The following is a 13,051-nucleotide window of genomic DNA, read 5'->3' as shown; positions in this document are numbered from 1 at the left end:
CCTTCGCTTGCTTCGCGCACTTCCTGATGGGAAGCCCGCTCCGGCCCTCCGGGCTGGAAAACCAATCTGGCAGAAACGAATAGGGGCTGGGAAATGGTGGAGAGGCCGCGCTGTTCTGACGCCGGGTGGGCCGGCGTCAAATTGAGGTTCGGAGAGACAAACAGCCTGCGGCTGAAAGGCGCGACCGCTTGCCCGTACAAACGACCATTTATCACTCCGGCACAACTCGGCCCATCGAACGCCCTCGGCGCTGCGCCTTGCCGCGGGAGGATCGTTGCCGCATGGACGAAACCGCGCAGCGGGTTCGGTGAGCGAAGCGAGCAGAGCCGTCCGGTCGAAGATCGGCCCGCCCACGCCTTGGTTCATGACAGCACTCTCCACCGCATATCACCGACGTGAATCGGTGGGCGCCGACCGATTCAAATCTTTCACTGGACCCTATGGCCTCTATAGCGGATTCTGGAGCCATGCTTGCTCAGCCATATCAACTCTATATCGAACGGACCGACCCGGCCAGAAACCTGGCCCGCTATTATGTCCTGGAGATTACCGAGACGTTGTTCGGCGAGGCGTGCCTTACCAGAACATGGGGCCGCATCGGAACAGGGGGGCAGGCAAAGGCACATCTGTTCGACCGGGAAGAAGAGGCTGTCCGTCTGTTTCTCGATCTCACGAAACAGAAACGCGCACGCGGATACCGGCCGAGACAGACCGTTTTGACACCCCGAAGCTGACGACCGATCCGGGCAACCGGAAATGAAGGACCGAGCGATGCGGCCCGCACGGCGTCAATGTCGGCGATACCAGTCGGTTTCGAAAGTTGCCTCGATCTTGACGAAGAACGGGATCTTGATTGCGAGCTTCAGGCCGAGTTTTCCCTTCCGGAAGAAGTGGACGATCACCTTACCGAGGGTACGGAGGCGTCGGCCGGTGCGGTTCAGGAACTGAGCGAGTTGTTGCATGGTGTTTCTCCTTGTCGATTGCGGTCATCGCGGGGATCAGTGGCAGCCCGGACAAGGAGTGCTGCACCTGCCAAGGCCGCAGCAAAGCGGAGGACCTGCCGGCACCCGAATTTTGTCGGGCGAGGAGACGCGAAGCGGCGGGGAAAATTCTGGCGCCGGCAGGTTGCGCATGACGAACGGGGTGCATCCTCCCCGGTGCAGATGAAGCAGATCGACAAGGAAACTGCAGCAGATCCTTGCCTCGCGATAATAAGCGCCGACGTCGGTCGGCAAAGGTGGTGCCGCCCTCAGAAGGGCGGTTCTGCGTCGATGACGCCATCCTGTTCGGCCAGCGTTACAGCCAGTTCGGCCCGGGCAAGCTCCAGCTCGATTTCGATCTGGCGGCGCTCGATGATGTCAAAAGCGCTGTTCAGTTCCAGGCGAAGCTCTTCGATTTGGATTTCCAGGATCATCGTCATCATCTCATCTCCTTGAGTTTGTGAAAGACGATGACCGGCGGCGGGACGGCATGGCGGGGTCAGGGATCGCGTCAGCGACCGCCAGAGGCGGCGAGTGGGGGAGCCGAAATGCGTAGCATTTTGGGGGTACCGCGAAGTCCTTGACGCCGTCATGGCGTCCCGGCACCATAGCTCGATCTGATCAGACCACGCCCTCTCCGTATGGCACCAGTAAGCCGGAGGTGGGCTCGATGCCCACCTCCGGCTTCACGTTCAGACTTCAAGAGAACCCGCCTGGTTGCGGGGCCGGCGGCGAACCTCGAACAATCCGGGTTGGCCGGCGCAAGATCAACTGGTCGCCTTCCTGGCGTTCGAGCTCGGAAAGCGTTGTGTAGATCGGCGCGTCCCGCTCGACCGTGAATAATCGGGTGCGGAGCGCTTGTACCAAGCCGCGTGGAAGCCGGTTCGCCAGCCTAGATGTGGAATTGCGGGCCATTGTTGCTCTAGCTGTCGGAACGGCGCGTCCGGGCTTCGGTTCCTACTCTGCAGAAAAGCAAAGGCGGACGAAGCCGCCTCTGCTCTCGATGTCAGGCGTCCTCTGGAGAGAAACCGGGATCGAGGTTCTCCCGGCCGATATGCCAGCGCTTGTCGGACCATCGGGAGGGCATGTAGTGGCTGTGGCCGCCAAGGAACGCGAAAACGATTTGTTGCGGATCGTGAAAGACGCCGAACTCGGCCTTGTTCTCGATAGCCCACAGCAACGCTGCCGACAGGAACTCCTTGGAAATCGTGCTCGGTAGGTGAATTTCCGCATCGAAGCCGTCCCTTATCGGGTTTCGCTGGGCAGGCGTGGCTACGGCGGCGATGTCATCCGTTTCAGCAGGGGTGATTTCGATGTCTGTCATAAAGTACACTCCTTTACGTTCTTTGTCGTCGTGAGCGGCAGAAGTATCAATGAACCTCGCGTAGAGGGACGATTCTATAAAATGGCAACGCTGTGATCGATGCGGTTGCCGATCGGGACAGAGGCCCCGCCTGTCGGGCGGGGCCGTTGGCGATCTTTGTTCAGTCCCGGTTCGGGCGGGACCAGATCAGCTGGTAGCCGTCCTCGTCTCGACCTCGGAGAGCGTTGCGTATATCGGAGCCGGGAAGCTCGGATCGTCGAGCTTGACCGAAAGATAGTCGCGGTCAGTTTGCTCGGAGCGCTTCTGCCAGGCTGCACCCAGCTCGACATTGCCCGCGTAGATGCGGAAGTGAGGCCTTTGTCGGAGGGGTTTTCGACGCGGGCGATGCGTGCCTTGACGTTGAGAGCAAGCGTGCGGATCGAGCCTGTGAAGCCGTTTTCAGTGGTGGTGAAGGTGCCGATGGTTGCCATTGTCATTTCCTTTCGCTGGTTTCGGGCCGCGCTCTTCGCGGCCTCGATGGCAGTCGCAAAGGCCGGGGACGATCGGACCGCACCCCGGAGGGGCTGAAACGAAGAGGAAGGCGACCGGGAGAGGCTTTCTTGACCCGCGAGGAATAGCGGCGACCCGGGGTCCCCGCTCGACTGGTCGAGTGGGGTGGGTTCCGATAGGGGAAGAAAGTCTCGAACGACCGTTGCGGGAAGACGATCGAGGCGAAGCCGGTTTCCGGTCAGACATGCCCCATCGAGCCCGCAGAAGAGACGGCAATCGGTATGTGAAGGAAATTGGCAGTGGCGATCTATCGGATGAGCTCAAAGTGAATGGCTATCTGCTTTGCAAAGGCATTGGACCACTCTTTGTCTCGCCGGCTGCCCGGTTACCGCGTGGGACCGCCCCTGGCTTGGCCCTGAGACTGCTTGATGACCTGTGCCTGCTCGCGCGCTTGAGACTGGCCTTTGTCGAGCGTTTTCAGGACTTGGCGGGCCATGGTGAGCTGTTCGGTATCGAGCCCATGCTTCTCAGCCAAAGGCGCGAGATTGAGGGCAGTCCGCACCTTGCCCACATCATCGCCAAAACGATGTTCGAATGAACGAATGGCCTTGTCTATCTCGGCCGCCTGCGCGTCAGACAATGGCTGGCTCTTCTCGATGGCATTCATCATCACGGGGTCCGGCAATCGGATTTCAATCTTATCCCGCTCCGCAAGCTGCTGCTTTTCGTTGGCGAGAGCCTGGCGGATGCCATGAGCCGTCGAAATCAGGTGCTCCGCTCCGGCTTTCAAACCGGATCGCGCGGCAGTGGCATTGCGATAGTCTTTCCTCTCCTGCTGGCTGGAAAAGATTCCGCCGGCGCCCTTGTATGGTCCGTAGGAATCCGGGTCCAGATCGATGCGCTTGACGACTGACTGATCGCCAATAGAACCTGTCAGTGCCGCCTCTCGAATGTCCTTTATGAGGGGCACCGGGTCTTTGTAGACGCTTGCAGCCATCTGTTCGAGCTTGCGATCGCTGTCAACGAAAGCATCGTTTGCCGCCAATGCCCTCTCAATGTCAGCCTTCGTCGCCGTCGGGTCCAGGTCGCGCTTCGGCACGATGACCGGTCCTTGTTGCGGAACCGCCGAAGGCCTAAGCCCCGGCAAATCGCGCAGCATGTTTGCCGACTGGGCCTGGTCCAACGCTTCGATCCGGAGGAATGGCTTCAGATAAGCGTCCAGGTGACCTTTGCCGGGAGTGTCCAGTTCTTTCGTCAATGCATTGAGGTAGTCGAACTTGTTGGTCTGCGACCAGTCGATGTGGATTCCAGCGCGACGGCAAAGTTCGGCGCGAAGGGTCATGATAGTGCGCCCGTTTCCGTCAAGAAATGGGTGCGCGTAGGCCAGATAGCCCATGACCTCGCCGGGTCTGGCCCGCATCGTATTTTTGTCGGCGGCCATTTCCAGAGCCGTCTCGACAGCTCTACGGGAATCTGCAGGATGCGAGAAAAGATCGAAATTGCCATTCTTACCGATGGCGCTACCGGGGGCCGTAACTATGCGATCCTGGCCAGCCCATGGATAAATGCTCGAGAACAGTTTTGCATGGACCTGCAAAACGTCCTCAGGCAAGCGTCGATTTGGATTTCAGGCTGTCAAGCGCGGAGTCGAGATTGGCGCGGAAAGCCCGGTGTTCCAGGCGCTTAACCACGTTTTCGTCGGCTCCTAAGGTATTTCTCAGATAACCTCTTGTCGAATAATCGCCGAAACGGTCGAACGTCATGCGCTTGCTAGATAATTCCCGTAAAGGGCATTCGCCTGAACGTCAGTGATAACGCCCTTGCGTTGCATCGTAACGAGAAGATCTTCGATCTCGTCGTGGATTACGTCATCGCCCGACAGGCGCGTGATGGTGTCGGCCATGTCGTCGGTCCCGTTGCGCTCGGCGACAATGCCGTGCTGACGTGCGAGTGTGCGAATGACCTGCTCGGGAGTGGCGTCGGAATGACGGATTGCGTGTGCCATGACGATCCTCGATTTGCTAAATCGTAATGTAGCATGGATGGTTAGTTGAATCGAGGGCAGTGGCGCTGCTGCCTGTGGCTTGGAGGCCGGCCCTAATATCTGACGATAGTGGTTCCCGCTTCTCGCCTGCGGGATATGGCCCCGCCAGGTGGCGGGGCCGGTGGCGAGCCTCAATCGCGGTTCGGGCGGGACCAGATCAGCTGGTAGCCGTCTTCGCCTTCGACCTCGGCGAGCGTCGCGTAGATCGGAGCCGGGAAGCTCGGGTCGTCGAGCTTGACCGAGAGGTAGTCGCGGTCAGTTTGCTCGGAGCGCTTCTGCCAGGCGGCTCCCAGCTCGACATTACCGGCGTAGATGCGGAAGTGCGGGCCCTTTTCGGAGGGGTTTTCGACGCGGGCGATCCGGGCCTTGACGTTGAGGGCGAGAGTGCGGATCGAGCCTGTGAAGCCGTTTTCAGTGGTGGTGAAGGTGCCGATGGTTGCCATTGTCATTTCCTTTCGCTGGTTTCGGACCGCGCTCTTCGCGGCCTCGATGGCAGTCGCAAAGACCGGGGACGATCGGACCGCACCCCGGAGGGGCTGAAACGAAGTGGAAGGCGGTCGGGAGTGGGTTTCTTGTCGCGCGAGGAATAGCGGCGACCCGGGGTCCCCGCTCGACTGGTCGTGTGGGGTGGGTTCCGATAGGGGAAGAAAGTCTCGAACGACCGTTGCGGGAAGACGATCGAGGCGCAGCCGGTCCCCGGTCAGACATGCCCCATCGAGCCCGCAGAAGAGACGGCAATCGGTACGTGAAGGGGATTGGCAGTGGCGATCGATCGGATGAGCTCAAAGCGAATGGCCGCTACCAAGCCAGGTCCGTTGCTTCTCGACCACGATGCGAGGTTGGACCATGCTGGCCCATCGCCACCACCATGGACCGCTTGAAGCCTCCACGTCCAGTCAGTGAGGATGGGCGACTTTCCGGTATTGCCATGTGCATCGATCGCGGTGCCAATGTCACCCGACGTCTTTGCTGTCGATGGAGCGACCGGCGCCTTTGGCAAGTACGCGAACCAGGTGTTGGCTGCATGACGGCTTTCTCAACACGCTGTTCCGAAAAAAGAACCCGGAGCGTGGTTTCGTGATCCTCGACAAAAGCAATTACGAAGAGAAAATCCAAACCCTCTCGCATGTTTTTAAACACATCGGCCATGCAAACGGACAATTACGAAACTTTGCAGAAGTGCCGCTATTTCTGGATTCGAAAGCTTCACGCTTAATTCAGATGGCGGATCTGATCGCGTACTGGATATTCCGGCATTATCAGTCGGGAGACTCCCGCGGGTTCAATCTCATCAAACCGCACTTCGCGCGCTATGGGGTGCCCGGAGCGTTTTCCAGCGGGCTTTGGCAACTGGTTTCAGCGGAGACGGAAACCCGCCTTGCGGCTATAGGAGCACATCAACATCCGTTTCCCGCGCCAACGCCGAAACCTGCTGCACCGGAATGATATCACTGTCTTCCCCAGATGCTCATTCTGGATCGACTTTGATCGAGCCGAAGATAACATCAGACGGCCAAGGCCTCCGGGAACCGGAGCTTGCGGCGAACCGCAAGCCGTCGATCCGGCTCAGTGAGCCGGGCGCGCATCGAATGGATCGTATTCGTGTACGATCTCCAGATCGTCTTCGCCATCGATTTCGTCGGCCGGCAGGACGCCGAACTCGTTGCCGGATCTGAACAGGAGGACAGGGACCATCAGGGTACGGGCGAGGTCGAAGGCGTGGCTTTGTGCGAGGCTGAGATTGTGCGACATGGCGAGTTGGCTCCATCCTGGAGCGGGACCATTCCCGCTCGATGGCTCCCCCTGAAGTCGGGCCTCCGGCCGCGATCACCGCAAGGCGAAGCCTGCGGCGGCACGCTTTGCGTAGTCCGACCCTTTACGGGTTGATCGTACAAGGCCGGGGCTCGACGGAGCCCATCGACAAAGAGCGGGATTGGTTCTGCTCCGGGGTGGCGACGACGGATACCACGCACGTTCTCGAGCAACCGCGGCCGCTCCGTTTGGTCAGCCGCGCGTCATCACCGTCGTTCAAACATCCGGCTGATCACAGCCCGCACATGCCCTCGCATTCGTTTGGCCACAGATCGAGTTGGCCGTGATCGGCCGCCGTCGACAGGTCGGCATCCTCCAACGGCACACAGGATCGGTGCAGGTAGACCTCGCCGCGAATGCCCCGAAGGCCCGTGCGGATTGCCCGATCGACATCGACTGCATCGGCCCATGCTTCGGGATCGTGATCGCGCATTGCGCGCCAGCGGCGATTGTCATGGAAGGGGCAGCCGATACAGGCGGATTTCGGGGGCTCGGGATAGCCATGCCGGCGCAGCCAAGCCAGGCAGTCGCAACGCTTTAGGCGCTGCTCGATCAACGGGTAACGCTTCACTTGCCACGCCTCGAAGCTTGGCTTGGCACGCACGATCTCATCAAGGCTTATGCCTATCAACGATTCAACCACCGCACATTTCGGGGACCGTTTGCGGGTCAGTCCGGCAAGCTCTCTCACCTTTCGCCGGATAGGCACGATCTTGAAATCGCCCGTGCATTGCCTCCTGAGCATGCCGATCGATACCGTCTCGACCTTCGTCTGCCGCCGGCCGATTTCGATCAGCTCGCCCTCGTCGTCCTCATCCAGGATCGGGAGCTCTGTCCCGGAGCGGATCACGGATTTTGTGAAAGCGGGAATGGACGCCCAGCGATTGCCGCGGCCCGCCTGTATCAGTTGCTCGCGGATATTACCGGCCGATACGATATGAACCGGGAACGGCAGGACGTTGGGCGACATCAGCCATTCGAGATGTTCATAGACGGCTTTCGGCTCCCAACCGGTATCAGCAAAAATCGCGCAATCGGGCATGGGTCCGATCTCGCCATGCGCTGCCATCAGTGCGAGCGTCGTAGACTGGACGCCAGCGCCGAGCGACAACACGCGAAGGCGGATCGAGGAGAGCTGAGCGCCCTCCCCGCCGTTGACAGGGGTGTGAAACATCAGTCTGTCCCCCCACCCTCACCGGCCAGCCAGAGCCGGAGGTCACGGCGCATCATGCCGATCGGTCCGTTGATCTCGATGATCGTCGCATCGGCTGAGACAAAGCCGCCATCGCGAAACAGCCCGACGAAATGCCGCATGACATCGAGGTAGAGATGGCCACCGACAAGCGCGACTTCGCAAAACGGTGCGCGCCCGTACTGCGTCATGCTGGCGATATGTTCGCCCGCATGTTCGCCGGATGGCATCACCCGGCGCTGGGTTTTCGGGCGGGGCCACCGCGTTGCGAGACCGCCGGCCTTTATGGCTGCTGCGATCTCCGGGGTCATCCGGGCGTCGTACATCTCAATCGGCGTGTCGGCGGCGCGAAAGCCAAGACGTGCCGACAGGAAGGCGACACTGGCTTTCATCCCTTCCGGATCGGCGGCACGGAGGGTCTTCCAAAGAGGTCCGTCGTAGCGCTCGAGTGCCGGCATATAGTCCGGCTCCGCACGCTTTGTCGCCGAGCAGGCGAGGATGATCAGTCGGGAGGAGGAATGGAGCGGGGTCATCAGGCTGCCTCCCTCTCTTCAGAGGCCAACGGCTGCAGACCATGGAGGTAATTCACCGCCCGTTGCGCGTGGGCTGCCGCCTGGAAAATCGCCTTCCTGTCATCGGACAGCACCGAGAGCCACGACTGAAGATAGGCGGCATGGTCGGGCCTGGGCTCCAGCTCCGGTACGATGCCGAGATCGGCGCAGAGGAAGCAGCTGCCGAGCTCGGCGATCAATTCCTCCCGCGCTCGTTCGGTCTTATCCTTGGCATATCGGCTGAGATCGCGGCCCACGCGATCCGGATGCGCCGTCCAATGGCAACTTTCGTGACTGAGGGTCCCCACATATGCAGCAGGATCCTTGAAGCTTTCGAATGGCGGCATCTGGATGATGTCGCTGCCGGGGGAATAGAAAGCCTGATTGCCGCCATGCCGAATGATGGCGCCGGTGTTGCGGAAGAACTGATCCGCATGGGCGATGCTCTCGACCGGGTTCAACGCCGGTTCAGCCGCAACGTGGTAATGGTCCGGCAGGCCGTCGATTTGCGCTACGTTGAACACCGTGTACGCTTTAAGGAACGGGATATCGCGCTCGACCTCGCCGCCGCGGCCGTCGGCTTCCGTTTTGGTGAAGCGGCTGGCATAGATGATAGTGGTGCCGGTTTCGCCCTTGCGAACGGCGGCGCCCAGATCGAGCGACTGCTTGAACGTCATCCACATCGGCGATGAATAGCCCCGCGCCGTGCCCTCCGACCACAATAACAGCACGTTCAGCCCGCTATAGGGTTCCCCGTTGTGCCGCAAAGGACGGCTGATCCTGCCCGTCGTGTTGGCGGCCGACCACGGCCTCATCCACGGGCGGACACCCTGTTGAAGCTCCGCCACGATCTTATCCGTGATCCGGGTGTAAAGATCGGCGCGCTCGTTTTCGCTCTTCCTGGTCATTTCCTTAAAACCTCCGTTTCAAGGCCGCCCCATGCGGCCCGTTACGGCGGCCTCAAAGCGACGGGCAAAAGGAGGTGCGCACCCGCAGTCCGCCGGCATAGCCGGTGGCAAGGGCCGCAACGAAGAGGAGGACAGCGAAGCTGTTGCGCGATGACTGACCGGCGTCAGACCGATCAACCGGAACGGACCGCATGGGGCGGCGGGCGGTCATCACTTTTCGCCAAAAACCAGGCGGCACAGCTCACGCTGAAGGATCTGATCATCGACATAACAGCGTACGAATATTTCGATCGTCTCGCCGTCAAAGGTCTGCCCCGCATCTGCGATCAATTGCCTGATGATCGAGGGCCGCTCCTGGATTATTCTGGTGTTATGAACATCCCGTTCGATCGATCCCGCCTTCCGGTCGATGTCTTCACCGCGCTCCGTTCTTCGCCTTGCGGCCGAGCCAAGATGGGTCTGAGGAATGAGGTCATAGCCACGATCTTTCAAGCTGCGGTGATCGACGCGAGCGGTCGAACCGGCGTTCTCAAGCGCCGCGTTGACCAGGTCTGCCCATTGCACGCGGATTTCGGCAAGATCGGTGCGGGGAGATTTTGGCAGCCCACGCTTCTCTCTGTCCCTGCCGCCGAGGACGAAATCGATTTTATCGCCGAAGCCTGTCGCGGTGACGTGGCGGGTTGTGCAGAGCAGGAAGGCGACAAGAGAACCTGGTCCGGTCTGTCTCACCGTCAGGTCGATGACGTTCCCTTCTCTTTCCATCAGGGAGCGGGCGAAGGCCTCCGCGAGAATGATCGCCTGCCGATCGGTCAGTTCCCGGGGCAACGCCGCGTGCCATACAAGTGCAGTATTGCTGTCGTTGCGTTTCTCATGGGACTCCACGGCGTTCCAGAGAGACTGGCGATCGGCGGAGTGGGGATAGGGCATACCTGCCGGGGTTAGGATATCCTCGTGGATGAGACCCGGCCTTGGCGGCATCACATGCCGAATGCCGGTCCGATGATCGATCAACGGCTCATCGGCATAATAGGATGCGGACGCCACGGCGCTTTGGCCTTTGGAGCGCCCGATCTTGTCAACGCGCAAATGGTAGATAGCCACGCTGCCTCCGAGACAGATTAGTTCTGCGGCGCGTCTGCAGCCGCAGGCTCGGGCTGTCTGGATGCAGCATCGTCGCCCTGCGCGCTTGCGTCTGTCTGCAACAGCTTGCGGCTGCGCAGGATATCGGCGAACCGCAGCTGGCTCGACAGACGATCCTCCTCGCTGACGGGCGCGACGGGTCGCCCGTCGATATCGTGGCGCATGGAATCCGGCTGCGCGCAGGCGAGGAGGTAGTTTTTCGCATGGGTATAGATGGCCGTCGCGCGACGAAGCTGCGTTGGGGTGGCGTCGTCACGCAGCCGGCTCTTGAATGTCTCGAACAGCCCGATCGCAAACGGCAGGATCGGATCGCTTTCGCTTGTCGGCAAGATGCCTGCCGGTGAGCCAAGGAGGGCATTGATGGCCTCGGCCTTTTTCAGGTCGTACGCGTTTGCGGTGATCGGTCCTTTGGACAGGCGCCAGGGCTTGCTTGTTTCGGTGGTCGAGTTCTCCGTCATCCGCTGTTCCTGTGTTTATTTTCTGAAGCTTTGCCACCTGATATAAGCACAAACAACGGCGACGCCATAATCTGCCAGCGGAAAAGGCGGGACCGAAGTCCCGCCCACATACCGCTAGCCAAGTGCTGCCATCTGCGCGGCCGCTGCCTTGCGGTCGACCGACTGGCCGGGGTTTTCGACCGGGCGATCGAAGGGCTTCCATGTTTCGCCGACGACCTGCTCGTATGCCCGGACGGTGCCTTCTGCTGCCATCCGCAGGGAATGGGCCTGGATCCCCATGTCGGCCGCGAACTCGCGCTTGCGCTGGGCCGCACTGTCGTACCCGACCGGACCGTCGAGGTCCTCGTCCCGGTTGTCGCTGGCGGCCTTGGCCGTCGCATCGCGGGCTTCGGTGACGGCGCGGGAGTAGAACTGGCCGGCGCCCTGGGCGGACCCGACATAGGCGCCGACGATCCGCTGGAGGTGGATCTGCATGGCCCGTTCGCCAAGGCCCTCGGAAAGGCTATCGGCGGTCTCGATGATCAGGCGCTCGTGCAGGTCGCGGATCCCGTCGCCGTCGACGACTGCAGTCCCGAAACTTTCGGCGATCGACAGCGCCTGGGCGGCATCCGGGCACGTGAGGCGGACCATTTCAAGGGTCGCGCCCTTGCGCAGCTGCACGACGCGGGCGGGTTGACGGGATTGGGTTGAGGCCTTGGCCATGGGATGTTCCTTTCGTGGTTTCCTCCGAAGCGGTTCCGACCCTTGCCGGCTTGCCCTTCGGTGCGGTCGAAAGGAACCGGCGGAAGACGGGCGGATCACAGGTCCGGATCCACTGAGCAAGCGAAGCGGGCTTGCGGACAAGCGGGGTAAAACCCGGCGAAGGACGCGGGTGCGCTTTGAGAAGAGAGGCGGAGCCGGCCGCCACGCGGCGCGAAGCGGCCTTGAAACGACCGGCCGCCGGTTCAGACCGCAGCAAACCGAAGGGCGAGCCGGCAAGGGTCTGGTCTCGACACGGAAACAGCGGATGGAACCCGGTCGATTGACGAACTATCCTGCCGGCCATCCGTACAAGTCAGCGAAGAGGGTGTTGCTGGTCAATGGACACCACGGCAAACCGCTTCCACAATGCTGCGTGGAACGTGCTCGCGAGACCCAATCAAAGGCAGGCGACCCGCTGAAACAGCGACCGCGCGCTTTGAGATGAGGACCCGCAGAACGGCGAAACGGGCGAACGGGGGGCGAGCCAGGAACCAACCCTAAGCGGTTGAGAGCCCCCGTCATGTCCGGCGCCCAACCATGGCCTCGACTTCACGCCCTTCATGGATCGGCGATGTCATCGGGGTGCAGTGGACGGGGGAGCCTTCGGCAAGCGGTAGGTGACCAGCCAGGAGGGACCGCGGGTATTACGCAGATATCGCAGCAGGGGGCCATCATCATAGGGCGCCTCACCCATCCAGGCGTTGCTGAGGACGCTCTTCCACCGTCGGCCATGCTTGGCAGCATAGGCCTGCAACGCCCGCTCCTGTTCGTCCGTCAACGGCGGCAGTCTGTTACGCCGCGACGACTTTCGCTCGGTAAGCTCCGCGGTCGGTTCCGCCGCCTTCTTCATGGCGATGAGCCGTTCAAGCTCTGCAACACCCGCCTTCAGGCATGCGATGCCGTCCAGGTGACGAAAGCGGAGCCAGAAGGCCGCTCGCTCTTCACGCGAAGGGCCGATGCCAGCCCTTCGTTCCAGATCTCCGATCGTGCTCATCGTGGCAACTCGCTTTGGTAAATTGCCGAACAACCTGCAGGCGGATCGCGGCGCACGTCGATGTTCTCAACCAGACGCGCCTGCATCACCGTGATGGCGGCGTCCTGACGCGCCAGCTTCCGGGCGAGCGCGTCGATCTCCGGCTGGCGCTCGGATGTCAGCGCCGCAAGGTTCCGGCGGTACCGATCAAGAAAGGCGCCGGGGTCTGGCGCCCGGCCCCTCTGGACCCTAGACCGGCGCTTGCCGAGCAGCGGAATGATGGCCGTCATCTTGCGCGTGATCTGCCGATCGATCATGTCGAGCTGGTGCTGAGTCTGCCGGCGCGCCGCCTCCATCCGCGACAGCTGCGCTCGCAGGTTCGCCGTTACAGTCACAACACAATCGTCTGCGCTTCGGCCGGACCCCGCCCCTGTATATC

At 61.3% G+C, this 13,051-nt stretch carries 19 protein-coding genes and 1 pseudogene; 2 read left to right on the top strand and 18 right to left on the bottom strand.

The annotated features are described in order from the left end of the window. Positions 1–467 precede the first annotated feature (467 nt). Positions 468–734 (top strand): WGR domain-containing protein, encoded by a 267-nt coding sequence (locus tag AVI_RS23205; RefSeq protein ID WP_244427800.1) that lies wholly within the window; start codon positions 468–470, stop codon positions 732–734. A 54-nt stretch (positions 735–788) separates the two neighbouring features. On the opposite strand, the gene AVI_RS31245 is transcribed toward AVI_RS23205, so the two are convergent. The 8 genes and pseudogenes from AVI_RS31245 to AVI_RS23180 form a co-directional block, all read right to left on the bottom strand. After that, positions 789–962 (bottom strand): hypothetical protein, encoded by a 174-nt coding sequence (locus AVI_RS31245; protein ID WP_187152410.1) that lies wholly within the window; start codon positions 960–962, stop codon positions 789–791. A 287-nt stretch (positions 963–1,249) separates the two neighbouring features. After that, positions 1,250–1,423 carry a hypothetical protein gene (locus AVI_RS31240; RefSeq protein WP_187152412.1) on the bottom strand — a complete coding sequence of 58 codons (174 nt, stop codon included), beginning with the start codon at positions 1,421–1,423 and terminating at the stop codon, positions 1,250–1,252. Between the two features lie 563 nt (positions 1,424–1,986). After that, complete coding sequence (locus AVI_RS30670; RefSeq protein WP_041699184.1) at positions 1,987–2,304, bottom strand: hypothetical protein; 318 nt, start codon at positions 2,302–2,304, stop codon at positions 1,987–1,989. A 160-nt stretch (positions 2,305–2,464) separates the two neighbouring features. Continuing rightward, positions 2,465–2,774: pseudogene (locus AVI_RS29825) on the bottom strand (DUF736 domain-containing protein). 404 nt (positions 2,775–3,178) lie between these two features. Continuing rightward, entirely contained in the window at positions 3,179–4,390 is a 1,212-nt protein-coding gene (locus tag AVI_RS31525) for a BID domain-containing protein (protein ID WP_244427799.1), read from the bottom strand. Between the two features lie 7 nt (positions 4,391–4,397). Then, complete coding sequence (locus tag AVI_RS31520; protein ID WP_244427798.1) at positions 4,398–4,556, bottom strand: hypothetical protein; 159 nt, start codon at positions 4,554–4,556, stop codon at positions 4,398–4,400. Then, entirely contained in the window at positions 4,553–4,798 is a 246-nt protein-coding gene (locus tag AVI_RS23185; RefSeq protein WP_049777418.1) for a hypothetical protein, read from the bottom strand. Before AVI_RS23185 ends, AVI_RS31520 begins: the two co-directional genes overlap by 4 nt. Positions 4,799–4,968: 170 nt before the next feature. Beyond that, a complete protein-coding gene (locus AVI_RS23180) occupies positions 4,969–5,280 on the bottom strand; it encodes a DUF736 domain-containing protein (RefSeq protein ID WP_041699180.1) in 312 nt (103 codons plus the stop codon). Positions 5,281–5,812: 532 nt separating this feature from the next. Between AVI_RS23180 and AVI_RS29290 the strand changes: the two genes are divergently transcribed. After that, entirely contained in the window at positions 5,813–6,283 is a 471-nt protein-coding gene (locus AVI_RS29290; RefSeq protein WP_049777417.1) for a DUF3800 domain-containing protein, read from the top strand. A 120-nt stretch (positions 6,284–6,403) separates the two neighbouring features. On the opposite strand, the gene AVI_RS23170 is transcribed toward AVI_RS29290, so the two are convergent. The 10 genes from AVI_RS23170 to AVI_RS30660 all read right to left on the bottom strand — a co-directional run bounded on the left by AVI_RS23170 (position 6,404) and on the right by AVI_RS30660 (position 13,007). Next, a complete protein-coding gene (locus AVI_RS23170) occupies positions 6,404–6,589 on the bottom strand; it encodes a hypothetical protein (RefSeq protein WP_041699178.1) in 186 nt (61 codons plus the stop codon). Between the two features lie 292 nt (positions 6,590–6,881). Continuing rightward, positions 6,882–7,823 (bottom strand): adenine nucleotide alpha hydrolase family protein, encoded by a 942-nt coding sequence (locus AVI_RS23165; RefSeq protein ID WP_041699176.1) that lies wholly within the window; start codon positions 7,821–7,823, stop codon positions 6,882–6,884. After that, on the bottom strand, positions 7,823–8,374 hold the full coding sequence (locus AVI_RS23160; RefSeq protein WP_012655065.1) for a hypothetical protein: 552 nt from the start codon (positions 8,372–8,374) through the stop codon (positions 7,823–7,825). Before AVI_RS23160 ends, AVI_RS23165 begins: the two co-directional genes overlap by 1 nt. Next, positions 8,374–9,300, bottom strand: a complete 927-nt coding sequence (locus AVI_RS23155) for an ArdC family protein (protein ID WP_012655064.1) — start codon at positions 9,298–9,300, stop codon at positions 8,374–8,376. The genes AVI_RS23160 and AVI_RS23155 overlap by 1 nt, the downstream gene beginning before the upstream one ends. Before the next feature lie 52 nt (positions 9,301–9,352). Further along, the gene (locus AVI_RS31225) at positions 9,353–9,511 is read right to left on the bottom strand and encodes a hypothetical protein (protein WP_187152409.1); all 159 of its coding nucleotides are present in this window, start codon (positions 9,509–9,511) and stop codon (positions 9,353–9,355) included. Continuing rightward, a complete protein-coding gene (locus AVI_RS23150; protein WP_041699174.1) occupies positions 9,511–10,401 on the bottom strand; it encodes a MobA/MobL family protein in 891 nt (296 codons plus the stop codon). Before AVI_RS23150 ends, AVI_RS31225 begins: the two co-directional genes overlap by 1 nt. Before the next feature lie 17 nt (positions 10,402–10,418). Then, on the bottom strand, positions 10,419–10,898 hold the full coding sequence (locus AVI_RS23145; protein ID WP_012655063.1) for a ProQ/FINO family protein: 480 nt from the start codon (positions 10,896–10,898) through the stop codon (positions 10,419–10,421). Between the two features lie 114 nt (positions 10,899–11,012). Then, complete coding sequence (locus tag AVI_RS23140) at positions 11,013–11,600, bottom strand: hypothetical protein (RefSeq protein WP_012655062.1); 588 nt, start codon at positions 11,598–11,600, stop codon at positions 11,013–11,015. Positions 11,601–12,213: 613 nt separating this feature from the next. Further along, entirely contained in the window at positions 12,214–12,633 is a 420-nt protein-coding gene (locus AVI_RS31515) for a hypothetical protein (protein WP_012655060.1), read from the bottom strand. Further along, positions 12,630–13,007 (bottom strand): hypothetical protein, encoded by a 378-nt coding sequence (locus tag AVI_RS30660; RefSeq protein WP_417883927.1) that lies wholly within the window; start codon positions 13,005–13,007, stop codon positions 12,630–12,632. The genes AVI_RS31515 and AVI_RS30660 overlap by 4 nt, the downstream gene beginning before the upstream one ends. Between the last annotated feature and the right edge of the window lie 44 nt (positions 13,008–13,051).

Source organism: Allorhizobium ampelinum S4, from assembly GCF_000016285.1.
Taxonomy (GTDB): Bacteria; Pseudomonadota; Alphaproteobacteria; order Rhizobiales; family Rhizobiaceae; genus Allorhizobium; species Allorhizobium ampelinum.
The sequence above is the reverse complement of the archived record's forward strand: the minus strand, read 5'-3'. Positions and strand labels throughout refer to the sequence as shown.